Consider the following 24,473-nt stretch of genomic DNA (forward strand, 5'->3'; position numbering starts at 1 on the left):
GTTGTGAGTATCCTGCGACCGTCCGATCCGCCGCAGGCCTATCGGAGGCAGCACGTGGCTGAGACGAAGACGCACCGAATCACGGTTGCGCAGCGCCCGCTGCTGCTGTCGTGGTCCGGGATCACCGATCAAGGCCGACGCCGCGAGACGAACCAGGATGCTTTCCTGGCCGACTACCCGCTGTTCATCGTCGCCGACGGGATGGGTGGTCACGCCGGTGGCGAGATCGCCAGCCAGAGCACGGTCGCCCGCCTGCAGGCCGTGGTCTCCTCAGGCAAGGTCGATGGGCCGTCGATCGAGAATGCGCTCGAGCTGGCTGTCGGTGACATCGCCGACCACCCCGAGACGACCGACGAAGGCACCGGGACGACGCTCACAGGGGTCTACTTCGACTCCGACGGTGACGAATCGCACTGGATCGCACTGAACATCGGCGATTCGCGGGTGTATCTGCTCCGTGACGATCGACTCGTGCAGATCACGACAGACCACTCGGTCGTGCAGGAACTCATCACGGCGGGGAAGCTCAGCCCGGAAGAGGCCGAAGGGCATCCGTACAGCAACGTGATCACCCGCGCGGTGGGAGCGAGTGAGCTCACGGCCCCCGATTACGTCTCCATCGATGTGCGCGCAGGTGACCGCTTCGTCATCTGCTCCGACGGTCTCACCAAAGAGCTCACCGACTACGGCATCCAGCACTTCCTCCGGGAACACGAAGACCCGGGTGCGGCCGCCGATGCGATGCTCGCAGCGGCTCTGGAGAACGGCGGACGGGACAACGTCACGCTCATCATCGTCCAGGTGACGGCAGAAGACGACTCGTCCTCCCCAGTCGAGTACACCGCGGAGTAGCCGTCCTGCGCTGTGGACAGCGCTCATCCCAGGATCGCGATGCGATCCACTGGGGGGATGGACTCCCTCCCGATCGTACTTCCGACGGCTCCGGCCGCCTCGCGTCGCGCCCCGCTGCCGTTCTTGGCGGCGCTCGTGCCGATCGCGGCGGGCGTGGTGCTGTGGACGGTCACCGGCTCGCTCCTCGCGCTCTGCTTCGCGGCGTTGGGGCCCCTGATGATCGGGGCCTCGCTCGTGGACTCCGCACGCACCCGGCGTCGCGAGCGTCGACAGGTTGAGAAGCAGAACGAAGCGGAGTGGGCCGAAGCCGAGGCAGAGCTGCTCCGCCGGCACAGTGACGAGCGCGAGATGCTCTGGCAGCGGCGCCCCGACGCGGCGAACTGCATCGCGCAGCCGCCCCTTCGCGGCGCTCAACCGCTCGACACGATCACGCCCGTCGTCGTCGGCGCAGGCGAGGCGACCAGTGAGGTGCGCTGCAGCGGCGGAGATGATGCCCGTGGGCGGGAGTTCCGCGAACGATGCGGTGTGGTCGAGGATGCGCCGATCGCAGTGCCGATCGGTGGAGGCATCTGTCTCCGAGGCCCACGACCGCTGACCCAGGCGGCGGCGAGGGCCCTGATCGTGCAGCTGTGTCTGCGCTTCAGCGCCGCACAACTGTCCCTGGTCGGCGCAGATCCGGGCGGTGCCGCCCTCTCCGCCTACGGGTTCGAGAGTCTCCCGCATACGCGACGTGGGCATCGAGGCGGCTTCCGGGTGGGGGTTGGCTCGACCGCTGAGGGACGGCCGCAGGCGGATGCGATGATCTGGCTTGCCTCGGTCGAAGAAGACGTGCCAGAGGGCATCACGACGGTCATCGACATCATCGAACCGCGACGGGGGACGTTGCGCACCCCGAACGGCTCGATCGCCATCGCTGTCGAGTGCTTGTCGTTCGCGCAGGCAGGCGCCGTGGGTGCAGAGCTCGCGCATCGGGGCGACGAGGTCGATGTGCTCCCCGACGCGGTGTCGCTCTCCGAGCTCGCACAGCCTCAGGACGCAGACGGATTGGCCGCGACGATCGGTCGCGGTGAGAGGGGGAGCATCACGGTCGACATCGTCGGCGACGGGCCGCACGCGATCGTGACCGGTATGACGGGGACGGGCAAGAGCGAGCTGCTTGTCAGCTGGGTCACAGCCATCGCGTCGGTGAACGGACCGGATCGCGTGACCTTCGTGCTCGCCGACTTCAAGGGCGGCACCGCATTCGAGCCGTTGCGCGCGCTGCGACAGGTGGTCGCCGTCATCACCGACCTCGACGAGGAAGGCGCCAGGCGCGGCGTCTCCAGCCTCACGGCGGAGCTGCGGCGGCGAGAGGCGGTGCTGGCCGCTGCGGGAGTTCGTGATGTGCGTGATGTCTCGATGCCGCGGCTGGTCATCGTGGTCGACGAGTTCGCGGCCCTGCTGTCAGAACACCCCGACCTCGGCGCGGTGTTCACCGACATCGCAGCCCGCGGCCGCGCGCTCGGCATGCATCTCATCATCGGCACGCAGCGTGCGTCCGGGGTCATCAGAGACGCACTGGCCGCGAACTGCCCCCTTCGCATCAGTCTGCGGGTCGGAGACGTCGCAGACAGCCGACTCATGATCGGCACGGACGCGGCAGCGATGCTCGCGGGCGACGCGAGCGCGCGCGGGCACGGGCTGGTGCGGCGGCCTGCGGACGACGAGCCCGTCGCGATCCGCGTCGCCTTGACCGCGGCCGCCGATCTGAGGGACGTCGGGATGCGGTGGGCGGAAGCAGATGTGCCGCCCAGCCCGTGGCTCCCCGCTCTTCCTGCCGTTCTCCCGCTCGTGGAGGTCATCGACGAAGCCGGTCCGTCGCCCGATACGGTCGTCCTCGGTCGCGTCGACGACCCCGGCCGCCAGTCGCAGCCAGCGGTGCTGCTGCGGTGCGCAGGCGAGCGAGGACTCGCGCTTCTCGGTGCGCCCGGCTCCGGCCGCACTGCGGCGCTGAGGGCGGTCGCGGCGCAGCGCCACGACGCCGTCTGGCTGCCGAGCGACCCTGAAGACGCCTGGGATCTGCTCGCCGCATGGGCGGACGGGAGGGAGCGTCCTCCTGCGGTCGTGCTGGGCGACGACCTGGACGCGCTTACCGCCGCTCTGCCACCGGAGTACGGCCAGCAGTTCGTCCACCGCTGGGAGCAGGTTCTTCGTGCAGCGCGGGGGACGACCTTCGTCCTGACCGCGACCAGAGCGAGCGGAGCGCTGGGGCGGGTGCTCGATCTGCTGCCGCGTCGAGTGCTGTTGCGCATGCCGAACCGGATGGAGCATCTGGCGGCCGGGGGAGAGCCGTCGGGATTCGTGCGCGACCGCGCTCCCGGGCGAGCCAGGATGGGCGACCACGAAGTGCAGCTGGCCTGGGTCGACGAAAGCGAAGTCGACCGGACCGCGGCACCGTCGATGGCGGCGTGGGCTCCGACCTCTGCGATCACGGGCGTCGTCAGCCCCGGAGCTGAGGAGGTGATCGCCCGGATGCGCGACGCGTATCCTGCGTGCGAGGTGGTGGCCGTCGGCACCGAGCCCAAAGGTGTGGGACCGCGATGCATCGTGGTCGCTGATGCGGAGACATGGCAGCGCAACTGGCCCGTGTGGCAACGCGTGAGATCAGTCGGTGAGGTGCTCATCCGCTGTGAGCACCCGGCCGACCTCCGCCAGCTGGTCGGCGCCCGCGAGCTTCCGCCCTACGCGCGCCCGCATGCAGGCCGGGCGTGGTCGGTGATCGGCGCGCGTGCGCCGAGACGCGTCCACCTCACCGAGCTGTCGCCGGCATGAGCATCCTCGCGCGCGGCCGAGAGGAAGACGCGGTGTCAGATCCCGGCACCGGGACGGATGGCACCGACGTCCGCCCCGCCGCCGAGCACGGCGAGCGGAAGCGCGCCGCTGAGAGCCGCGACGTCGGCGTCGCTCAGCCCTCCCGCGCGGGCGAGAAGCGTGGCGGCCACGATCGTCGAGGCGCGAGTGGCCCCGTCGAGCATCTTCAGCGCCACGGTCGTTCCATTGGGGGCGACCATCACCATGACGCCCTCGGCGCCGTACTTGGTGAACACGCCGAGCGTCTCCGTCGCGATGGTGTCGGGGCGGCCGGGGCCCTCGATCGTCCAGGGGTTCTCGCGCACCGCGCGGACGAGGGAGCCGGCCACCCGGTGAAGAGCGAAGGGCGAACGATCCGAAGCGGTGCCGATGCGGTGGATCGCGCGCGCCAGACCGGTCAGCGTCATGGCGTGGACCGGCGCACCGCACCCGTCGATCGCGGTGTGCGCGATCTTCTCGCCCGTGAGGCGCTCGATGACGTCGCGGATGTGCTGCTGCAGAGGATGAGCGGGATCGAGGTAGCCTGCGGTCGGCCAGCCCGTCGCCACACAGGCGCGCAGCATCGCGGCATGCTTACCGGAGCAGTTCATGCGCACCCGCGTCGGCACACCGTGTTCACGAACGAGCTCATCGCGTGTCGCCGAGTCACTCGGCCAGGCGGCGGGACAGCCCAGGGCGTCCTCCGTGAGACCACCCTCGGTGAGGATGTCGCGTACCACCGAGGCGTGACGGTCGGTGCCGATGTGGCTCGCCGTCGAGATCGCCAGCTGCTCGCCCTCGAGCACCGCGCCTGCAGTGATGCACGCGATGGCCTGCAGGGGCTTGAGGCTGGAGCGCGGCAGGATCAGCGCATCGGCATTGCCGTGACGGGCGACGACGTCGCCGTCGGGCGAGAGCACGACGGCCGCACCGGCGTGGCGGGATTCGACGAATCCGCTCCTCTCGACGACGGCGAGTTCCACGGAATCCTGAACGGTGAGAGTCTCCAGCACCCGTCAACTCTAGCCCGGGGTGTGCGGCGTCTCGCGTCGTGTCGGAGGAGCCTGACAGACTGATCCCATGGCAGAGACGACCTCGCGCACTCTCGGCGAACACCACTATGCGCTCACCGCGACGTGGACCGGCAATACCGGCACCGGAACCACCGGCTACCGTGACTACCGCCGAGACGTGACGATCGAGGTCGGCGGAAAGCCCGATCTGCTCGCCTCAGCGGACAAGCCCTTTCGCGGTGACCCCTCACGATGGAATCCGGAAGACCTTCTGCTGGCATCCCTCTCCGAGTGTCACCTGCTGTCGTACCTGCACGCGTGTGTCACTGCCGGCGTCGTCGTGGTGTCCTACCGTGACCGCGCGAGCGGAGTGATGCGCGAAGACGGCGCAGGCGGCGGCGCGTTCGTGGAGGTGCTGCTGCGCCCAGAGGTCGTCGTCGCCGAGGCTTCGATGATCGAGGCCGCCGAGCGCGCGCACGCCCAGGCGAACGAGTGGTGTTTCATCGCGAATTCGATGAACTTCCCGGTGCGTCACCAGGCGACGGTCAGCGCTCTCGCCTGACCACGCGCTCGCACCTGGCCACGGGCTCTCGCCTGACCACGCGCTCTCGCCGCGTCAGCGACGTTCGTGCGGCAGAGCCTGCTTGATCTTCTCGATCGTGCCCTGCGCAGGTGCCTCGTTGTACGCGCCCGCGAGCTCCTGGCCGGAGAGCCCGTGGATCGCGGCCATGATCTGATCCGTTGCGAGTCGACGCGCCCGTCCGCTGGTCGCCGGGCCGTGCGGGGAAAGGTCGAGCGGTTCGCCGAAGCGCACCGTGATGCGCTCCTTGAGCGTGGGCATCTTCGCCCCCACCGGCATCACCTTGTCGGTGCCGATCAGACCGACCGGGACCACGGGTGCGCCGGTCTGGAGCGCGAGGAACGCGACGCCCGTGCGGCCCTTGTACAGCCGGCCGTCGGTGGAGCGGGTGCCCTCCGGGTACAGCGCTACGGCGAGTCCCTCGTCGAGGAGCTGGCGTTGCAGGTCGAGGGCATCCAGGGCGGCCTGTCCGGCGCCGCGGCGCACCGGAATCGCACCGATCGACTCGAAGAACGTCTTGCTCATCCAGCCCTTGAAGCCGGTGCCCTCGAAGTACGTCGACTTCGCCAGGAAGTGCACCGGACGGGGTGCGGCGACCGGGATCGCGATCGAGTCGATGAAGGACAGGTGATTGCTCGCGAAGATGACGGGACCGCTCAGGGGGACGTTCTCGCGCCCTTCGATCCGGGGGCGGTACACCAGTCGAGCGAGAGGGGTGATGAGGCTGCGGCCGAGCGTGTAGGCGAACCCGGCGTGACGCGGCTTCGTCGTCTCCTCTGACGAGGCTTCCTCCGGTGACGAGGATTCGGGCTCGACGGACTGCTCAGAGGTCATCAGAGCAGATTACTCCCGGATCCATGCCAGCGTGGGAATGAAGACTTGCGCCGCGCCTCCCAGCGCGAGCAAAGGGGTATGAGGCAGGATGGAGTTTCCTGTCCGCGATCCCGAGGTCTCACTGTGCGCAAGCGTCCGCTCATCGTTCTGTCCACCGTCGCCGCGGCGACCCTTCTGCTGGCGGGCTGTGCCGGTGGCGCTGCGCCGGAGAGCTCCGGCACGCCTTCGCCGACCGCGTCCAGCGGATGTCTGCTGAACGCGCAGCCCGGCGCGACGTCCGACGCGGTCGTCGTCGACGGCGAAGGCCTCGACGCGAAGGTCACCGTCCCCGTGGACGCGCCGTTCGCCGACGTGGAGCGCACGATCATCTCCAAGGGCGACGGCGACGAGGTCGTCGCGAACGACCTCGTGGGCGTGAAGTTCCAGATCATCGAAGCCGCGACGGGTGAGATCGTCGACTCCTCGGCTCGCAGCGACGGAGGGGAAGCCTCCGTCCTCCTCGACCAGAACAACGCTTCGCTGTTCATCGCAGCACTCGAGTGCCAGCCCCTCGGCACCCAGGTGGTCCTGGCGCTTCCCGGCAAGGTCTTCGGCGACGGCGGCACAGCCAAGGTCGTCTATGCCGAAGCGGTCGAGCAGCTCCCGGAGGTCGCGACGGGAACGCCGGTCGACCCGACCCCGGGCATGCCGACCGTCAAGCTCGACGACAAGGGCGCCCCGACCGTGACGATCCCGGACGGCGAGGCGCCGACCGAGACCAAGGTCGCCGTCCTCAAGCAGGGTGACGGCGCGACGGTCGCCTCGGGCGATCTCGTCGTCGTGCAGTACCTGGGCGTCAAGTGGTCCGACGGCACGGAGTTCGACTCCAGCTGGAGCCGTGACGCCGCCCCGGCGCAGTTCCAGACCACTGGTGTCGTCGCAGGCTTCCAGAAGGCTCTCGAGGGCCAGCAGGTCGGCTCTCAGGTCATCGTCGTGATGCCGCCGTCGGACGGTTACGGCGCGAGCGAGGGACACGAGCTCCAGAAGGAGAGCCTCGTGTTCGTCGTCGACATCCTCGCCACGACCCCGGTCCAGCAGCAGCAGTAACCGCGGGGGGAGCCGTGGGCGTGACCTAGGCTGGCGTTATGCGTCGCGTCATCGTCCTCGGCTCCACCGGCTCCATCGGCACCCAGGCACTGGATGTGATCCGGGCCAACCCTCGTCGATTCGAGCTGGTCGGTCTCGCCGCCGGTTCGAACGCAGAGATGCTGGAGGCACAGGCCGCGCAGTTCCAGGTCGAGTCCACCGCTCTCGGAGCCGTCGAGGCCGAGCAGCTCGTCCGCGATGTCGAAGCCGACGTGGTGCTCAACGCCATCACCGGCTCGATCGGGCTCGGCTCGACCCTCGCGGCGCTGAAGGCGGGCCGCACACTCGCCCTCGCGAACAAGGAGTCCCTCATCGTGGGCGGCGACCTCGTGCTCGCCGCGGCAGCTCCCGGTCAGATCGTCCCTGTGGACTCCGAGCACTCCGCGCTCGCGCAGGCGCTGCTCGCCGGCACTCACGCAGAGGTGCGGCGGCTCGTGGTGACGGCATCCGGCGGTCCGTTCCGCGGACGCAGCCGCACGGAACTGACCCAGGTCACCCCGGCGGAGGCGCTCGCGCACCCCACGTGGGACATGGGGCGCATGGTCACGACGAACTCCGCGACCCTGGTGAACAAGGGACTCGAGGTGATCGAGGCGCACCTGCTCTTCGACATCGCGTATGACGACATCGACGTCGTCGTGCATCCGCAATCGATCGTGCACTCGATGGTCGAGTTCATCGACGGCTCCACGATCGCTCAGGCCTCGCCGCCCGACATGCGCCTGCCGATCTCTCTCGGTCTGGACTGGCCGCACCGTGTCGGCGGTGTCGGACGACCGCTGGACTGGTCGTCCGCCACCTCCTGGACCTTCGAGCCGCTCGATGCAGAGGCCTTCCCGTCCGTGGCGCTGGCGAAAGCCGTCGGACGCGCGGGCGGTACGTTCCCCGCCGTATACAACGCGGCCAACGAGCAGGCCGTCGACGCGTTCCATGAGGGACGGCTCTCGTTCCTCGGCATCGTCGACACGATCGCCCGTGTCATCGACGCGCATGATGCGCCGGACGCGCTCACGGTCGAAACTCTTGCCGCGGCCGAATCCTGGGCGCGTGCGACCGCCGACCGCATGATCGCGGCCGTCTGAGGAGTCCGCCAGGGCGCTTCACCGCCCTGGCGTTCGGATCAGTCCTCGTCGGGGTAGGGCACCGGCCAGCGCGAGTCGGGCACCGGCCAGCCGGCGGCGCGCAGTGCCCGGCGGGCGAGCTCGCGTGCCGAGTAGGGCGTGCGGACCCCGCGGATGTCCCGGTAGTCCTGATGCCCGGGGCCTGCCCAGAGGATCGCATCGCCGTCGCCCACGAGTCCGACCGCGGTGACGATCGCGTTCTCGGGCGGCGAGGCCTCGTGGATCTCGGCATCCGGTCGTGCCTTGCGGGCGCCTTCGATGAGAGTCGCCCGGATGGAGGCAGGGTCCTCGAAGCGCGGGTGGTGGTCGGTGACCACGAGGATGTCGCTGCCTTCGACAGCGGTGCGCGCCATGTCGAAGCGTTTGCTCGCATCGCGGTCGCCATCGGCACCGAACAGCATCAGCACCTTGCCCGGGGTCACTCGGCGGACGGCGGCGAGCGTCTTCTCGAACGCGTCGGGGGAGTGACCGAAATCGACGAACACGGCGGGGCCGGTCGCTCCGGAGACCAGTTGGGTGCGACCGGGGAGATAGGCGCGGATACCGCCGTCGCGGGTGAGCGCCTCGACGATGCGATCCCAGGCGTAGCCGCCTTCGAGCAGCATCACGATCGCCAGGGCCGCGTTGGCGGCCATGTGCGGCCCGATCACCGGGACCGTGGTCGTGAGGGAACCGGCGGGGCCGGTCATCGTGAACGTGGTGCCGGCTGCCCGCTCCTCGTCGATGACGACGACCCAGTCCGCGGCGGTCGCGGCCTCGGGGTCTGCGGCGATGGACGGAGTGCCCACCGTGACGACAGGGATCTCGGCACGGTCGACGACGATCGCCCCCGAGGGGGAGTCGAGGCAGATGACGCCGCGCTCGGCACGATCGGGGCGGAACAGCGGCAGCTTCGCCTCGAAGTACTCGTCCATGTCGGCGTAGTCGTCGAGGTGGTCGTGGCTCAGGTTGGTGAAGCCGGCGACGTCGAACCGGATGCCGTCGACGCGGTGACGGGAGAGCGCCTGCGCGCTGACCTCGACGGCGACGGCTTCGACCGCACGTTCGCGCATGAGTGCCAGCAGTGCGTGCATCTCGGAGGCTTCGGGGGTGGTCAGCCTCGAGACGATGACCTCGCCGGCGATATGACGTTCGGCGGTGGAGGAGAGTCCGGTGACGACGCCGATCTGATCCAGGATGCCTTCGAGCAGGTGGGAGACGCTGGTCTTGCCGTTGGTTCCGGTCGTCGCGAACAGCAACGGGAGCGGGTCGCCTGCTCCGGTGCCGTAGACCCACGCGCTGAGGTCGCCGAGCACAGCGCGAGGGTCATCGACCACGAGGATCGGGAGTCCCGCCGCTTCTGCGATCTCCGCGCCGGCCTCGTCCGTGATGACGGCGACGGCGCCCTTCTCGGCGGCGGTGACGGCGAAGTCCGCACCGTGCCGATTGACGCCCTGGATCGCGACGAACGCCTCGCCGGGGCGGAGATCCGCCGTCGCGAGGGTGATGCCGGTGAGGGCGATCCCGTCGACGTCACCGCGAACGGTGCGGGCGAAACGGGAAGCGAGTTCGGACAGCTCACGCCGGGGCGGGTTCGCGGGGCGGAGCACGGGAGGCAAGCTCGGTTGTTGTTCAATCGACATGGCGGATCCATGATCTCACGACCGCGGTGGGAACCACTCGCGGCACGGCCCCTCGCGCTCCGGAGAGCGCAGCGCGAGGGGCCGTGCAGGCCGTCAGGCGCGGCGTCGGTAGGCGAGGATCGCGACCACGAGGGCGGCGAAGCCGGCGACGAGACCGCCGGCGCCGAGAGCCACCCCCAGGGGGTCGGAGACCGCGGACGTGGCGGTGGCCTCGTCGCCCTTGTCGGCATCTTCGGTCTCGGCGTGCTCGCCGTGCCCGCCGGCGGCGGCCGCGGTGACGGAGACGACCGGGGCGGGTGCGTCGAGGCTGTGCGGGTCCTCGCCGTTCTCGGCGAGCTGCGTCCACTCGGTCGAACCCTCGACGCACTCCTGCACGACGGGGAACGCCAGCGTGTCGGGCGTGTTCTCGTCCAGGCCGACTCCCATGCTCACCGCGCCGCGAAGGTCGGTGGGCACCGGCGCGACGGCGGTGTACGTCACGGCGCTGACGAGGCCGTCATCACCGCGTTCGACCTCGATGTTCCAATTGCTGTCCATGGTCGGTGCCACCGAGGTGAGGCCCTCGGGCATCGTGATGCGCAGGGCGGTGGTGGGGGAGTTCTCGCAGCCGTGGGAGAACGAGAAGGTGAGCACGCCGTGGTCTCCTGCGGCGAGCTCGTCGGGGCTGACGCCCACGTGGGCGCCGGCCATGGCGGGGACAGCGAGGGCGAGGGTGGCTCCGCCGAGGACGCCGAGGGCGGCAAGGCTGAGACGACGGGTACGGGTGTTGCGGGACATGAGAGATCTCCTGGTGCTCGAAGTGCGGGCGCGCCACGACGGCGCGTCTCCGCGAAAGGGGTGATGCCGCCCCGTCGGGGGTCGGCGGACTCCGGTGCGACGGATCAGTCGCGGGCGAGCGCAGGAGGACCGCGTCTGGGCACAGCGGCCGAGACGGCGGCGTCGAAGGAGACGACGGTGACCGAACGCAGTCGAGGCGGTCGGCGATGCATCGCGGGCGCCAGCGCGGATGCGCGTCGGAAGAGTGCGTCGACCCAGCGGGCGACGATGCGCACGACCGCTTCCGCACGCCACACCAGGATCGTGGTGAGCACGGCCGCGACGACGTGCGCGAACAGCATCAGTGCGCCGGGAGCCGCTGCGGGTGCCGTAGACCCGAGAAGCGCCACGTCGAGATGGTGGGAGTGTGCGCCGCCGGCGATCGGCGTCGTACCCGTCGGGGCGCCCAGCAGCTGGAACAGGACGTGGAAGGCGCCCTGCGCGAGGAAGACCGTCAGGGCTACACGGCCGCGCGACTGCCTGACGCCGACCAGCACGGCGGACAGCGGTGTGACCAGAGTCGCGATCGCGAGGATCAGCAGCGCATGCGGAGCCGCTCCGCCGCCCAGAGTGTGGGACAGTGCGGCGAGCAACGTCGCCACCGAGGATACGGCGGCAGCGCGCACGAGTCGCAGCTGCCGGGTATTCACGCTCTCAGCCTAGCTGTGCCGCGGCGCCGGGCGGATTCCTAGCTGGGGGCACTAACGTTGGCACGTGGAATTCCTGCTCTATCTGGCCGGCATCCTGTTCATGCTGATCGGCCTCGGGCTGTCGATCGGCCTGCATGAGGTCGGGCATCTCGTCCCCGCGAAGCTCTTCGGCGTGCGCGTCGGTCAGTACATGATCGGCTTCGGCCCGCGGCTGTGGTCTCGGCGCATCGGCGAGACGGAGTACGGGTTCAAGCTGCTTCCGCTGGGGGGCTTCATCTCGATGTCGGGCATGTACCCGGCGTCGAAGAGCTCCGGTCCGGCCTCCGGCGTCTTCCGCTCATTGATCCAGGATGCGCGTAGCGCGAACGACGAGACCATCGCGGAGGGCGCGGAGGATCGGGTCTTCTACCGCCTGCCCGTGTGGAAGCGCGTGGTCGTGATGCTCGGCGGTCCCGCCATGAACCTCGTGCTCGCCACGGTGATCTTCACCGTGCTGCTGTCAGGGATCGGCCTGCAGCAGGGAACCACCACGATCGCATCGGTGACCGAATGCGTGGTGCCCGCGGGCTCGACGGCGACCGAGTGCACACCGGATGACCCGGCCTCACCCGCCGCGGAAGCCGGGATCAAGCCGGGAGATGTCATCGTGTCCGTCGACGGACAGCCGGTGTCGACGTTCGCCGAGGCCACCACGATCGTGCAGGCGGCACCGGGCGAGACGCTCGACATGGTGGTGCGACGTGATGGGGCGGAGAAGTCGCTGCGTCTCACGCCGATCGCGGCAGAGCGCACGATCACCGACGCCAGCGGCCAGCCGGTCCTCGACGACGCGGGAAAGCCTGTCGTCAAGGAGGTCGGCTATGTCGGGATGGGGGCGCAGATGGGCTACGTGCAGCAGCCCCTCACCGCCGGCCCCGAGATGGCCGCGGACAGCACCGCTCGGGTAGCATCCATGATCGTCACGCTCCCTGTGCGTCTGTGGGACGTCGGCGTCTCCCTCGTCACCGGCGGAGAACGCGACCCGAATGGACCGCTGAGCGTCGTCGGGGTCGGACGCCTTGCAGGTGAGGTCGCCGCGACCGATGCGCCCATCCTCAACAGGTTCGCCTTCCTGCTCGGTCTGCTGGGCTCGCTGAACATCGCGCTGTTCGTCTTCAACCTCATCCCGCTGCTCCCGCTCGACGGTGGTCACATCGTCGTCGCGCTGTGGGACGGTATCAAGCGCGCGTGGGCCAAGCTCTTCCGCAGGCCGCCCCCGGCGCCCGTCGATGCGACGAAGCTCGTGCCGCTGACCGTGGTCGTCGCGGTGCTTCTGATCGCGATGGGAGCGCTGCTGCTCGTCGCCGATCTGTTCAACCCGGTGAATCTTCTCGGCTGAGGTGTCGAATTCGTCCTTGCCCGTTCGCTGAAGGGGTGAAACGGTTCTCAAGACGAAAGGACGAACCTCATGAAGTACGTCATCATGTTCACATCCACCCCCGAGCACGACGCCGCCGTCTCGCCGGAGGTCGCTCAAGACGTGTACGCGCGTGTCTACCAGTGGTTCCAGGACAATGCCGACTCGATCGAGGACAGCGGCGCAGAACTGCAGCCGGTTGATGCGGCGACCACCGTGCGACACGGGGCCACGGGCGCAGTCGTCGTCGACGGTCCCTTCACGGAGGCCCGTGAGGCCGTCGGCGGCTTCACTCTCATCGATGTGGCCGACCTCGACGCCGCGATCGCCCTGGCGCGGACGTGGCCGATGCTCGAGCTCGAGGGCACCTCGGTCGAGATCCGTCCGATCGTGACGGACTACAGCCAGTTCGAGCAGTGAACGCCTCGGATGCCGCGTCATCGGGGGACGCGGCATCCGATCGCGCCCTGGAGCGGGTGGTCCGAGCCGAATCCGCCCGGATCGTCGCGGCCCTCACCACGTCGCTCGGCAACCTCGATCTCGCGGAGGAGTCCGTGGCCGAGGCTGTCGCCGAAGCTCTGGTCGGATGGCGCGTGAGGGGAGTCCCGCCGAATCCGGCCGCGTGGCTCACTACGGCTGCGCGTCACAACGCACTCGATCGGCTGCGCCGCGACAAGCGCTACCGCCAGAAGCTCGCGATCCTCTCCGACCGGGCGCCGCTGGTCGACACCGAAATGGACGAGCGACTGCCTCTGCTGTTCGGATGCTGCCATCCGGCGCTGTCCGAGCCCGCACAGCTCGCGCTCACCCTGCGCGCGGTGTGCGGCCTCACGACCGAGCAGATCGCCAGGGCGACGATGAGCACTCCGACCGCGGTCGGACAGCGCATCGTGCGCGCCAAGCGCAGGATCGGCGCGGCAGGGATCCCGCTGCGTGTGCCGGAGGGCGGGGAGCGGGCACCGCGCCTGGACATGGTCCTCACCGTGATCTCGGTCATGTACAACATGGCGCATCTCCTGCCGGGCGCGGACTCCGGGGCGGATCGCGACGTCGCAGAAGACGCACTGTGGCTGGCGGAGGTCGTGGCGCACGCCCTCCCTGGTGAACCCGAAGCATGGGGGCTGGTGGCGCTGCTGAAGTTCCATCGCAGCAGGGAGCCCGCGCGAGCGCTCGAGGGCGAGATGGTGCTGCTCGCCGACCAGGACCGGACGCGGTGGGACGCCGCGCTTCAACGCGATGCCCATCGAGCGCTCTCGCGCGCTGCCGGGATGCGGCGGTCAGGTCGTTGGCAGTTGCATGCGGCCATCGCCGCGTGCCATTCCGATGCGCAGCACTTCGCCGACACGGACTGGGCCCAGATCGTCGCGCTCTACGATCTGCTTCTCGTCCACGATGCGTCGCCCGTGGTTCGTCTCAATCGCGCCGTCGCGGTCGGGCAGACCGGCGACGTGAAGCACGCGCTCGCAGAGGTGGAGGTCCTTCATGATGATCTGGTGCGCTTCCACCTCTGGCATGCCGTGCGCGGTGACCTGCTGCGGCGAGCCGGACGGGAAGACGAGGCTCTCGCCGCTCTCCACGATGCCCACGAGCTCACGGTGAACGACGCGGAGCGACGCCTGCTCCGCTCCCGAGTATCGCTCGAGCTCTGACCGACCCCGGTTCGACGGATCAGGCGAGGGCGTGCGACACGAGGCGCTCGAGCGTGCGGATCCCGTCGCGCGAGAGGATCGACTCGAGATGTCCCTGCACCGAGGCGAAGTGCGCCCCGCGGAGCGCGTACACATCGCCGGAGTCGGGATCCGCTGACACGTCGGCATCCCCGACGGTCATCGTGCCAGGGCTGACCCGCGCGGTGAAGGTGTTGTAGAAGCCGATCGATGCGTCCTCTCCGAACACCGGCACGGACTTCTGCAGACCCTGATGCGGGGTATCGAGCGGAGTCAGCGAGATGCCGAGCCTGTCGGCGAGGATCTGGTGGCTGAGGCACACCGCGAGCAGCGGTGCGTCGGAATCGAGTCGACGCGCGACCACGGCGCGCATCCTGGCGATGCGGGCGTTCTCCGTATCCCGCGGATCTCCGGGACCTGGGCCTGCGACGACGAGGTCTGCGGCATCCAGATCGGCGTCCCGCACCTCGCTCCAGGGGGCGATGGTCACCGCGAGACCCAGATGGCGCAGCTGGTGGGCGAGCATGGTCGTGAAACGGTCCTCGGCATCCACGACGAGGGCCGAGTGTCCGGCGAACGGGCCCGTGAACTCCTCGCCCTGCGGGTTGAGCCAGAACTCGGCCAGACGGGCGTTGCGCGACGAGAGCAGCTCGGCGATCGCGGGGTCGTCGGCGAGGGCACGTGCCCCGCCCGGAGCGTCCGCATCGCTGCGTGCCTCGGCGACGCGGTCCCGGTCGATCGCTCCGATGGCACCCAGCACACCGGCGGCCTTGCCGTGCGTCTCGGACACCTCGCCCATCGGGTCGGAGTGCCGAACGAGCGTCGCACCGACCGGCACGCGGAGGGTTCCGTCCTGGAGGTACACGGTACGGATGAGGATCGGCGCGTCCAGGTCGTGGCCGCCGTCGGCGTTCGGGGTGAACAGGGCGGCGACTCCGGAGTAGTAGCCGCGGGGTTCGTGCTCGTGGCGACGGATGACGGCGCACGCGTTCTGCATGGGCGACCCGGTGACGGTCGGCGCGAACATGGTCTCGCGCAGGATGTCGCGCGGATCGAGGGAGCTGCGTCCGCGAAGCATGTACTCGGTGTGCGTGAGCCGCGACATCTCCTTGAGGTGGGGGCCGGTGATCCGCCCACCGTCGGAGCACACGGCGCTCATCATCTTGAGTTCCTCGTCGACGACCATGAACAGTTCCTCGGTCTCCTTGGTCGAGGCGAGGAAGTCGATCAGCGTCTCCTTCGTCGAACCACCGGCCGGGTGACGGAACGTTCCGGAGATCGGGTTCATCGTGACGATGCCTTCGCGGGCGACCACATGGGCCTCCGGGCTGGCGCCGACGGCGATGTGCCCGGGAGTGACGACGGCGAAAGTCCAGTAGGCGCCGCGTTCGTGCGTGAGCAGCGCACGGAACCAGGTGAGGGCGGCCGTCCGGTCGTCGACGTCGATGCCGGCGGTGAAATCGCGCCGGATGACGAAGTTCGCACCCTCCCCACGGCCGATCTCTTCGGCGATGACCTTCTCGACGATCGCGGCGTACTCGGCGTCGGCGATGTCGAAGCCGTCGTCGTGGAGCGCGACGGGTGTGCGGGGGAGGGCCGTGAGAAGTTCCGCGGTGGGCAGGTGCAGGTGCTCGTCGACGACCACGCACCGCAGCGGCGCACCGTCGTCCTGGGCGACGAACCCGCGTTCACGCACCTGGCGATAGGGGACCATCGAGAACACCTCGCGAGGGGTGCCGTCGATGGTCAGCGGGATGTCCGCGAGCAGATCGACGTCGACGACCTCCCCGCTGAGCAGCTCGACGGTGTCGGCGCCGTCACGGGCGATCAGCACGAAGGACGCCGTCGGATCGGCGCTGAGCTCGGCGAGTCGTGAGAGGGTCATCGATGTCTCCTGTGCTGTGCTCCGGCTCGGCGCAACGAAAAGACCGCCGAGGTCGGCGGTCTGAATTCGTGGGAACGCGAACACACCGCCTAGAAGGCGGGCCACCAGGTGAAGTTCGCGAGCATGGGGCCGAAACTACCACATCGCGCGTGGCGGCCCGAGCGCGATGACGTCACCAGATGCTGCCGCCCGGCTCTTTCGTCTCGGTGTCGAGGGCGTGATCGACGACGAGACGCACCGCGCGAGCCAGCTGCGCCTCGGCGAGATGCGGAGCGTCTGCGGGAGCGGTGCCGGTCGACCAGGGGAGGTGCACGAACCCTGCGATGGCATTCGGGCCGATCGCACCCAGCGCGGTGTACAGCACGTGGTTGCACACGTACGCGCCCGCCGACAGCGAGAGCCGCGCCGGGAGTCCTTCGGCGATCAGCTCGTCGACGAGACGCTTGACGGGAAGCGTCGAGAACCGCGCCGCAGGGCCGCCGGCCTCGCTGGGCACGTCGACGGGCTGAGCGTCGTCGTTGTCGGGGATGCGCGCATCGATCAGGTTCACCCCGATGCGCTCGAGGGCAATGTGCGAGCTCCCACCGGCGAGTCCGGTGGCGATGACGACTTCAGGGGAGTGGCGCTCGATCAGGGCGCGCAGGCGGCGCGCCGAGGCGTCGAACGCGACGGGAAGAGTCGCGACGACCAGGTCGTGCGGGCCGTCGTAGTCGGCCACGACGGCGTTCACCGCATCCGCAGAGGGGTTGCGCGCGGCGCCGTCGAAGGGTTCGAAGCCGGTGAGGAGGACGACTGCCATTCATCCAGCGTAGGTGCGTCCGTCCAGCCCACTTGCATCCTGGCGGCGTAGGCTTGAGGGGTGCCAGCAGTGAACCTCGGAATGCCGAAGATCCCCGAAGTCCTCGCCCCGCGCCGTAAGTCCCGGCAGATCAAAGTGGGCAAGGTGCTCGTGGGCGGCGACGCTCCCGTCAGCGTGCAGTCGATGACGACCACGAAGACGACCGACATCAACGGGACTCTCCAGCAGATCGCCGAGCTCACGGCCTCCGGCTGCGAGATCGTGCGCGTCGCAGTGCCGCATCAGGACGATGCCGACGCGCTGAAGATCATCGCGATGAAGAGCCAGATCCCTGTGATCGCGGACATCCACTTCCAGCCGCGCTACATCTACACGGCGATCGACGCCGGATGCGGCGCGGTTCGAGTGAACCCCGGGAACATCCGGGAGTTCGACGGCAACGTCGGCAAGATCGCGGAGGCGGCGAAGGCCGCGGGTGTTTCGCTGCGCATCGGTGTCAACGCCGGATCGCTCGACCGCCGCATCCTCACCAAGTACGGCAAGGCGACGGCCGAGGCGCTGGTCGAGAGCGCCGTCTGGGAGGCGTCGCTGTTCGAGGAGCACGACTTCCACGACTTCAAGATCTCGGTCAAGCACAACGACCCGATCGTGATGGTCAAGGCGTACCGGCTGCTGGCTGAGCGGGGCGATTGGCCTCTGCACCTCGGCGTGACCGAGGCCGGCCCGGCGTTCCAAGGCACGATCAAGAGCGCCACGGCGTTCGGCATCCTGCTCGGCGAGGGCATCGGCGACACGATCCGGGTGTCGCTGTCGGCGCCGCCGGCCGAAGAGGTCAAGGTGGGCCACCAGATCCTGCAGTCGCTGAACCTGCGTGAGCGCAAGCTCGAGATCGTCTCGTGCCCCTCGTGCGGTCGTGCGCAGGTCGACGTCTACACGTTGGCCGAGAACGTCACCGAGGGACTCAAGGACATGACCGTCCCGCTGCGGGTCGCGGTGATGGGCTGCGTCGTCAACGGACCCGGCGAGGCTCGAGAGGCCGACCTCGGCGTCGCCTCGGGCAACGGCAAGGGGCAGATCTTCGTGAAGGGCGAGGTCATCAAGACCGTGCCCGAGGCGGACATCGTCGCCACGCTGATCGAAGAGGCCAACCGCATCGCCGCCGAGATGGGCCCGGAAGCGCCGCTCGGCACCGCCCAGGTCGTCACGGTCTGAGCCAGGAGGCGCACCAGATGTCCGATCACACCCTTCCCGCTCCTGTGCAGGCGATGATCCACGCGATCAACGCCGCCGACACCGAGGCATTCGTGGATGCCTTCACCGTCGACGGTTTCGTCAGCGATTGGGGTACGGTCAAGGCCGGTCACGCTGGAGTGCGCGAATGGGCGGGCAGCGATGCGATCGGCGCCGGTGCGCAGATGACCGTGCTCTCCGCCGAGACCGAGGGCGACACCACGCGCCTCCGTTTCGGATGGGCGAGTCGCGTCTTCAACGGTGAATCCGACGGCATCTTCGTCGTCGAGGGCGACAAGCTCGCCAGCTTCACCATCCCCCCGTCCCACTGACACGTCAGTTGCGGGCCGTGGAGCCCGCGCGCCGACTGCATGCCGTCGAATCCTAGGAGAGCCATGTCGACGCCCACCATCGTGACCTTCGCGGCAGGGGCCATCGCCGGAGATGGCATCGTCACCCGTGTCGAGAACCACCCGGACGGCCCCGTCGTGGTCGTCGACACGACGCCGTTCCACCCCGTCGACCACACCTGGCCGGATCAGCCCGGCGACACGGGGACCATCGCGGTCGCCGGCGACACCGTCCAGGTGACGGAGGCGCTGATGGCCGCGATCTCGGATGAGGGCGAGTTCGCCGTCGGGAGCGACATCCCCGTCAAGCGCGGGGCCGACGGCTGGACCTGGCTCGTCGGGCATCGGATCGAGGGTGCCGCTCCGGCTGCTCTCGTCGAGGGCGCGCGGGTGACGCTCTCGGTCGAGGGTGCGCGTCGTGTCGGCCTCAGCCGCGGCCACACCGCATGTCACCTCGCCTCTCTCGCGCTGGACCGGGCCCTGGCGGACCTCTGGCGCAAGGACCCCGGTGTCGACGCCCTCGGTGCCCCCGACTTCGAGGGCCGCGCCAATCAGTCGAGTCGGATCCACGAGGACGGGGCCGTCGACGAGTACCGTCTGGGCAAGAGCCTGCGCAGGGCCGGGTTCGACACCGAGACGTTCGCGGCGACGCTCACTGATCGGGAAGCACGCGTCAACGACCAGCTCGCGGCATGGGTCGCCGCCGGTGTCTCCAGCAGCGTCGAGACCGAGGGCCCGTCCATCGTCGACCGTCGTCGTTGGCACTGCGAACTCCCCGAGGGCGAGGCCGTGATCCTCTGCGGAGGAACGCACGTCGACTCGCTCGCCGCGTTCGCCTCGATCACGGTGTCGCTCGACCTGAGCGATCCTCAGCTCCTGGTCATGACGACCGTGGCGACGCCAGCCGACTGACGTCAGCGGACGAATCCCGCCTGCACCCGTCCGCCCGCGCGCTCGAGTTCCGCCTCGACGCGATCAGCGAAGCCGGCGAGGTCGTCGGCGAGCAAGGGGGTACTCAGCAGGTCAGCACGCTCCTGGCTCAGATCGCGCAGGCGTCGCGGAAGCCACTTGCCGGTCGCGACCCAGCGTCCACCGTCCAACAGCATCAACTCCGCGATCCGCTCGAACAGCGTGCCGGCGATCACCCGTTGCTCCAGAACGTCCGTCGCGTCCCTCAGATCGTCGAGCAGGTCGGTGATCATGTACCGCCGCAACCGAGACTCCGTCACATCCAGGCGTGGACCGGCGGCGAGAATGTCACTCCACCGCGATCGAAGAGCGTCGAACGCGGCGTTCTCGCGGATCGCGACCCCCTCCACGAGCATGTGCGCGATCACCGGGCGCTGCTGGGTAACTCCGCGATCCGCCCATTCTTCGAAGCCTTGCGGCGTGTAGGCGAACACCTCGAAGATCTCGCCTTCGAACTCATGAGTGGCGGCCTCGCCGGACTGCGGAACCTGGCCGAAGAGATACGCGCCGATGAGCAGAAGATCGATGTCGCTGGTCGCGGTGCGTTCCTCGCGTGCTGTGCTTCCGGCGACGATAGCGATCTCGGCGTGAGGGTACGTCGATGCGACGAACCTCTCAGCGCGCTCAGCATGATCCATCTCGACAGGGTAGCGGTGGTCGAGATGTTCAGATCGCGAACTCGACCTCTCCCTTCGCGATGTCAGCCCGAGCCACCCGGAGCTGAACGACATCGCCCGGCTTCGCCCCCATGGGCAGGGGTGCCGTCGCCGTGACCGCGGGGTCGGCGAGTTGGATCGCCGCACGCTCGCCCCGCAGCTCGATCACGGTCGCTTCCATCGTCGAGCCGACCAGCGGCGTGAGGAGCGCGGCTTCGACGCTGTTGATCGTGGCGGCGTTCAGTCGTGAGGCGCGCTGACCGGACTCCTGCATCAGCGCGGGCAGCTCGGCGAGTGAGGCGCGTGCCCAATCGGGGGCAGGCGTGCCGTTCGAGGCGGCGAGGCAGATCGCGAGGGCCCACCGATCGACCAGCCGGCGCAGGGGAGCGGTCGCGTGAGCATAGGGGGCGGCGATGGCGGCCTGCACAGCATCCTTCGGCGTCTCGCCGTCGAACACCAGATACCCCGCTCCGCGGAACAGTGACGAAGCGGCCTCCAGCACGGGGAGCGTCATCGGGTCGGCGCGGTCGAGGTTTCGCAGGTACTCGCCGTAGGTGCCCGTCGTCCACGGTCGACCGAGGGCTTCCGTCTGGTGCCGGAACGTCTCGAACGCAGCGTCATCCGGTTCCGGCATGGTCCGAAGGATCCCCACCCCGGCATCGAGCATCAGGGTCGCGGCTGCCATCCCCGTCATGAGCGAGAGCTGGGCGTTCCATTCCTCCACGGGCAGCGGGCTGCGACGCTCGATCGCATAGGTGCCGTCCTGGGCGCGCACGACCTCTTCATCGGGCAGGTTCAGGCTCGCTCCGCCGCGCAGGCGCTCCTGCTCCATCCGCAGGGCGCCGATCTCGGGCAGCAGCGCGGCCGGCCCGTCTTCGCCGAGATCGAGCGACATCTGGGTCGTGGCGTAGTCGAGCTGGGCGCGCGAGCGGATCAACGCGCGCTCCAGACGGAAGGTCGAGACCACGCCGGCGGAGTCGAGGGCGAATGTCCACACCAATGCCGGTCGATCGACATCGGCGAGCAGCGACGCGCGATCCTCGCTCAGGACCCGCGGATGCAGGGGGATCGAGCCGTCGGCGGCGTACAGGGTCTGTCCGCGCCGCCGAGCCTCGGCATCGACCGCGCCACCCGGGACGACGAAGCCGGGGACGTCGGCGATCGCGTAGCGAACCGTGTAGCCGCTGCCGTCGCGCTCGAGATGAAAAGCCTGATCGAGGTCGCGAGAACCCTCGGGATCGAGCGTCGCGAAGGGGATGTCGCGAAGGTCGAGTTCGGGTACGGTCGCCGTCGATGCCTCAGCTTCGGCGATCACATCCTCAGGGAAGTCGACGGGGACTTCGGCCGACTCGCGCAGAGCGGCGAGCGCCGAGGCCAGTTCGGTCTGGGCGGCAGACGGGGCGACGTGTGATCGGCGCTGAGGCATGGCTCCACCCTAGGCGCGAGTGATCGCGAGGAGCTCGGCGAACCGGCCCTGCGGATGCCAACCCGCGTTAGCGTGGACTCATGACCACTGCAGCCAAGGCCCAGACCCTTGTCGGACTCTATGACGTACCGGAGATCCTCCGCGTCGTGAATGTGTGGGACGTCGTCTCCGCGCGGGCGGTCGCCGCCCTCCCCGAGACGAAGGCGATCGCCACGGCCGGACACGGCATCGCCGCGTCGTTCGGCTATGACGACGGTGCCACTCCGCGCGAGATCATGATCGACATGGTGGGTCGCATCGCGGCTGCCGTCGCGGTGCCGGTCTCGGCCGACCTCGATGACGGATACGGCGACGCGGGCGAGACCACGCGCCTCGCGATCGGCGTCGGGGTCGTCGGCGCGAACATCGAGGATCGCCTCAAGCCGCTCGACGAGTCCGTCGCCGCTGTCGCAGCGATCGTGAAGGCGGCGGAGGACGAGGGCGTCCCGTTCGCCCTCAACGCCCGCACCGACGCGTTCGTCCGCGCCGGAGGGCGCCCGGTGCCGGAGAGCATCGCCGACGCCATCCAGCGCGGTCGGGCGTACCTCGACGCGGGAGCGACGGCCGTGTTCATCCCCGGCATCCTCGACATGAACGTCACCCGTCAGCTCGTCGAGGGCATCGGAGAGCGCAAGGTCAGCGTCATCGGGCTCCCCGGTGCCCTCGCCGCCTCCGAGTACGAGAAGCTCGGCGTCGCGCGCATCTCGTACGGTCCGCTGCCGCAGCGCGTCGCGCTGACCGCGCTGCAGGAGCTCGCCGCCGACCTCTACGCGGGCGGTGTGGTCCCGGGGAACCTTCCGGCGCTGAACTGACACGGTCGAAGACGAGTGACCGCGGCTCACTAGACTTGCTCCGTGGTCACTCGTCTTTCGAACTTCTTCCTCCGCACGCTCCGTGAAGACCCTGCAGGCGCAGAGGTCGCCAGCCATCGGCTGCTGATCCGGGCCGGATACATCCGCCCGCAGGCCGCCGGCATCTTCGCGTGGCTGCCACTGGGGCTGCGCGTCAAGTCGAAGATCGAGACCGTCGTCCGCGAGGAGATGGCTGCTGCCGGCGCGCAGGAGGTGCACTTCCCGGCTCTCATGCCGCGTGAGGCCTACGAGGCCACCGGCCGCTGGGACGAGTACGGCGATCTGCTCTTCCGTCTTCAGGATCGCAAGGGTGGCGACTACCTCCTCGCGCCCACGCACGAGGAGGCCTTCACCATGCTGGTGAAGGACCTGTACTCGTCGTACAAAGACCTGCCGCTCACGATCTACCAGATCCAGGACAAGTACCGTGACGAGGCGCGCCCCCGGGCGGGCCTGCTCCGCGGCCGCGAGTTCACGATGAAGGACGCGTACTCCTTCGACTCGTCCGACGAGGGTCTCGACGCCAGCTACCAGGCGCAGCGCGACGCGTACGAGCGCATCTTCCAGCGGCTCGGACTCGAGTACGTGATCGTCCAGGCCGACGCCGGCGCCATGGGCGGATCCCGCAGCGAGGAGTTCCTGCACCCGACACCGGTCGGAGAAGACACCTTCGTGCGCAGCGCCGGTGGATACGCGGCCAACGTCGAGGCGTTCACCACCGCGGTTCCGGAGGCGATCGCCTACGACGCCGACGCGACCCCGGTGATCTTCGATTCCCCGGACACGCCGACCATCGAGACGCTGGTCGTGCACGCGAACCGTGAGCTCGAGGGCGAGTACACCGCGGCCGACACCCTCAAGAACGTCGTGCTCGCACTCACGCACCTCGACGGCACGCGCGAACTGGTCATCGTCGGCATCCCCGGCGATCGCGAGGTCGACGAGAAGCGCGCCGAGGTCGCCTTCGCGCCCGCCGAGGTCGAGACGGCGACCGCCGACGACTTCGAGAACAACCCGCTGCTCGTGAAGGGCTACATCGGCCCCTGGTCGCCCACAGGGGCGGTGCTCGGCGAGGAGTCCGCGACCGGGATCCGCTACCTGGTCGACCCGCGTGTGAGCGAGGGCACGAGCTGGATCACCGGCGCGAACATCGACCAGAAGCACGCGCACTCCGTCGTCGCCGGACGCGACTTCGCCGCCGACGGCGTCGTGGAGATCGCGAACGTGCGCGCGGGGGACCCGGCGCCCGACGGCTCGGGGCCGGTCGAGCTCGCGCGAGGCATGGAGATCGGACACGTCTTCCAGCTCGGCCGCAAGTACGCCGAGGCCCTGGGGCTGAAGGTGCTGAACGAGAACGGCAAGCTCGTCACGGTGACGATGGGTTCGTACGGCATCGGTGTGACCCGCATCCTCGCGATCATCGCCGAGCTCAACAACGACGACAAGGGCCTCATCTGGCCGGCGTCCGTCGCGCCGTTCGACGTGCAGGTCGTCGCCGCGGGTCGCGATCAGGTCGCGTTCGAGGTGGCGGAGAGCATCTCCGCGCAGCTCGAGGCCGCGGGACTCGACGTGCTCTACGACGACCGCCCCAAGGTATCGCCCGGTGTGAAGTTCGGGGACGCCGAACTCGTCGGCGTCCCGAAGATCGTCATCGTCGGACGTGGGGCCGCCGAAGGCCAGGTCGAGCTGTGGGACCGCGCCACGGGGGAGCGTGACGCGGTCACCGTCGACGAGGTCGTCGGGCGGCTCTCCACCCGCTGAGC

22 protein-coding genes are annotated in these 24,473 nt (G+C 69.2%); 13 read left to right on the top strand and 9 right to left on the bottom strand.

The genetic code is table 11. The features are described 5' to 3' along the window. The first annotated feature begins 54 nt into the window (after positions 1 to 54). Together F6W70_RS06575 and F6W70_RS06580 are read left to right on the top strand one after the other, a co-directional pair. Complete coding sequence (locus tag F6W70_RS06575) at positions 55 to 852, top strand: PP2C family protein-serine/threonine phosphatase (protein ID WP_151486205.1); 798 nt, start codon at positions 55 to 57, stop codon at positions 850 to 852. Between the two features lie 57 nt (positions 853 to 909). After that, positions 910 to 3,663, top strand: a complete 2,754-nt coding sequence (locus F6W70_RS06580) for an FtsK/SpoIIIE domain-containing protein (RefSeq protein WP_151486206.1) — start codon at positions 910 to 912, stop codon at positions 3,661 to 3,663. A 35-nt stretch (positions 3,664 to 3,698) separates the two neighbouring features. Here F6W70_RS06580 and F6W70_RS06585 read toward each other — a convergent pair whose 3' ends face one another. Next, the gene (locus F6W70_RS06585; RefSeq protein WP_055868852.1) at positions 3,699 to 4,694 is read right to left on the bottom strand and encodes an asparaginase; all 996 of its coding nucleotides are present in this window, start codon (positions 4,692 to 4,694) and stop codon (positions 3,699 to 3,701) included. Positions 4,695 to 4,761: 67 nt separating this feature from the next. On the opposite strand from F6W70_RS06585, the gene F6W70_RS06590 reads away from it, so the two are divergent. Further along, positions 4,762 to 5,256 (top strand): OsmC family protein, encoded by a 495-nt coding sequence (locus F6W70_RS06590; protein ID WP_151486207.1) that lies wholly within the window; start codon positions 4,762 to 4,764, stop codon positions 5,254 to 5,256. Positions 5,257 to 5,310: 54 nt separating this feature from the next. Here F6W70_RS06590 and F6W70_RS06595 read toward each other — a convergent pair whose 3' ends face one another. Next, positions 5,311 to 6,108 carry a lysophospholipid acyltransferase family protein gene (locus F6W70_RS06595; RefSeq protein WP_017830981.1) on the bottom strand — a complete coding sequence of 266 codons (798 nt, stop codon included), beginning with the start codon at positions 6,106 to 6,108 and terminating at the stop codon, positions 5,311 to 5,313. A gap of 123 nt (positions 6,109 to 6,231) precedes the next feature. Between F6W70_RS06595 and F6W70_RS06600 the strand changes: the two genes are divergently transcribed. After that, positions 6,232 to 7,194, top strand: coding sequence for an FKBP-type peptidyl-prolyl cis-trans isomerase (locus tag F6W70_RS06600; RefSeq protein ID WP_151486208.1), 963 nt, complete (start codon positions 6,232 to 6,234; stop codon positions 7,192 to 7,194). Between the two features lie 38 nt (positions 7,195 to 7,232). Then, positions 7,233 to 8,315, top strand: coding sequence for a 1-deoxy-D-xylulose-5-phosphate reductoisomerase (gene dxr / locus F6W70_RS06605; protein ID WP_055868846.1), 1,083 nt, complete (start codon positions 7,233 to 7,235; stop codon positions 8,313 to 8,315). 38 nt (positions 8,316 to 8,353) lie between these two features. On the opposite strand, the gene F6W70_RS06610 is transcribed toward dxr, so the two are convergent. The 3 genes from F6W70_RS06610 to F6W70_RS06620 form a co-directional block, all read right to left on the bottom strand. Next, the gene (locus tag F6W70_RS06610) at positions 8,354 to 9,976 is read right to left on the bottom strand and encodes a Mur ligase family protein (RefSeq protein WP_055868844.1); all 1,623 of its coding nucleotides are present in this window, start codon (positions 9,974 to 9,976) and stop codon (positions 8,354 to 8,356) included. Between the two features lie 93 nt (positions 9,977 to 10,069). Beyond that, positions 10,070 to 10,753, bottom strand: a complete 684-nt coding sequence (locus tag F6W70_RS06615) for a YcnI family copper-binding membrane protein (RefSeq protein WP_151486209.1) — start codon at positions 10,751 to 10,753, stop codon at positions 10,070 to 10,072. 104 nt (positions 10,754 to 10,857) lie between these two features. Further along, the gene (locus F6W70_RS06620; protein WP_151486210.1) at positions 10,858 to 11,442 is read right to left on the bottom strand and encodes a hypothetical protein; all 585 of its coding nucleotides are present in this window, start codon (positions 11,440 to 11,442) and stop codon (positions 10,858 to 10,860) included. 64 nt (positions 11,443 to 11,506) lie between these two features. Here F6W70_RS06620 and F6W70_RS06625 point away from each other — a divergent pair, with 64 nt between their 5' ends. From F6W70_RS06625 to F6W70_RS06635, 3 genes are all read left to right on the top strand, one after another. Continuing rightward, positions 11,507 to 12,820 (top strand): M50 family metallopeptidase, encoded by a 1,314-nt coding sequence (locus tag F6W70_RS06625; RefSeq protein WP_127482502.1) that lies wholly within the window; start codon positions 11,507 to 11,509, stop codon positions 12,818 to 12,820. A 69-nt stretch (positions 12,821 to 12,889) separates the two neighbouring features. Continuing rightward, positions 12,890 to 13,258: a YciI family protein gene (locus F6W70_RS06630; RefSeq protein ID WP_055868837.1), complete on the top strand. Its 369-nt coding sequence runs from the start codon at positions 12,890 to 12,892 to the stop codon at positions 13,256 to 13,258. Further along, positions 13,255 to 14,487, top strand: a complete 1,233-nt coding sequence (locus tag F6W70_RS06635) for an RNA polymerase sigma factor (protein ID WP_151486211.1) — start codon at positions 13,255 to 13,257, stop codon at positions 14,485 to 14,487. Before F6W70_RS06630 ends, F6W70_RS06635 begins: the two co-directional genes overlap by 4 nt. 19 nt (positions 14,488 to 14,506) lie before the next feature. Here F6W70_RS06635 and F6W70_RS06640 read toward each other — a convergent pair whose 3' ends face one another. Further along, positions 14,507 to 16,390 (bottom strand): chorismate-binding protein, encoded by a 1,884-nt coding sequence (locus F6W70_RS06640; protein ID WP_151486212.1) that lies wholly within the window; start codon positions 16,388 to 16,390, stop codon positions 14,507 to 14,509. 172 nt (positions 16,391 to 16,562) lie between these two features. Next, positions 16,563 to 17,189 carry a pyroglutamyl-peptidase I gene (locus F6W70_RS06645; RefSeq protein ID WP_151486213.1) on the bottom strand — a complete coding sequence of 209 codons (627 nt, stop codon included), beginning with the start codon at positions 17,187 to 17,189 and terminating at the stop codon, positions 16,563 to 16,565. Positions 17,190 to 17,249: 60 nt separating this feature from the next. On the opposite strand from F6W70_RS06645, the gene ispG reads away from it, so the two are divergent. The 3 genes from ispG (at position 17,250) to F6W70_RS06660 (ending at position 19,681) form a co-directional block, all read left to right on the top strand. Next, the gene (gene ispG / locus F6W70_RS06650) at positions 17,250 to 18,401 is read left to right on the top strand and encodes a flavodoxin-dependent (E)-4-hydroxy-3-methylbut-2-enyl-diphosphate synthase (protein ID WP_174233197.1); all 1,152 of its coding nucleotides are present in this window, start codon (positions 17,250 to 17,252) and stop codon (positions 18,399 to 18,401) included. A gap of 17 nt (positions 18,402 to 18,418) precedes the next feature. Continuing rightward, positions 18,419 to 18,751 (top strand): nuclear transport factor 2 family protein, encoded by a 333-nt coding sequence (locus tag F6W70_RS06655; RefSeq protein WP_151486214.1) that lies wholly within the window; start codon positions 18,419 to 18,421, stop codon positions 18,749 to 18,751. Between the two features lie 63 nt (positions 18,752 to 18,814). Then, entirely contained in the window at positions 18,815 to 19,681 is an 867-nt protein-coding gene (locus tag F6W70_RS06660) for an alanyl-tRNA editing protein (RefSeq protein ID WP_151486215.1), read from the top strand. A gap of 2 nt (positions 19,682 to 19,683) precedes the next feature. Here F6W70_RS06660 and F6W70_RS06665 read toward each other — a convergent pair whose 3' ends face one another. Both F6W70_RS06665 and F6W70_RS06670 read right to left on the bottom strand, forming a co-directional pair. Beyond that, a complete protein-coding gene (locus tag F6W70_RS06665; RefSeq protein WP_151486216.1) occupies positions 19,684 to 20,376 on the bottom strand; it encodes a nucleotidyltransferase family protein in 693 nt (230 codons plus the stop codon). Between the two features lie 28 nt (positions 20,377 to 20,404). Beyond that, positions 20,405 to 21,820, bottom strand: coding sequence for an RNB domain-containing ribonuclease (locus F6W70_RS06670; RefSeq protein ID WP_151486217.1), 1,416 nt, complete (start codon positions 21,818 to 21,820; stop codon positions 20,405 to 20,407). Between the two features lie 80 nt (positions 21,821 to 21,900). Between F6W70_RS06670 and F6W70_RS06675 the strand changes: the two genes are divergently transcribed. Beyond that, positions 21,901 to 22,671 (top strand): isocitrate lyase/PEP mutase family protein, encoded by a 771-nt coding sequence (locus tag F6W70_RS06675; RefSeq protein ID WP_151486218.1) that lies wholly within the window; start codon positions 21,901 to 21,903, stop codon positions 22,669 to 22,671. Positions 22,672 to 22,713: 42 nt separating this feature from the next. Then, positions 22,714 to 24,471 carry a proline--tRNA ligase gene (locus F6W70_RS06680; protein WP_151486219.1) on the top strand — a complete coding sequence of 586 codons (1,758 nt, stop codon included), beginning with the start codon at positions 22,714 to 22,716 and terminating at the stop codon, positions 24,469 to 24,471. The last annotated feature ends 2 nt before the right edge of the window (positions 24,472 to 24,473 follow it).

The sequence above is a fragment of the Microbacterium maritypicum genome (genome assembly GCF_008868125.1).
Classification (GTDB): domain Bacteria; phylum Actinomycetota; class Actinomycetes; order Actinomycetales; family Microbacteriaceae; genus Microbacterium; species Microbacterium maritypicum.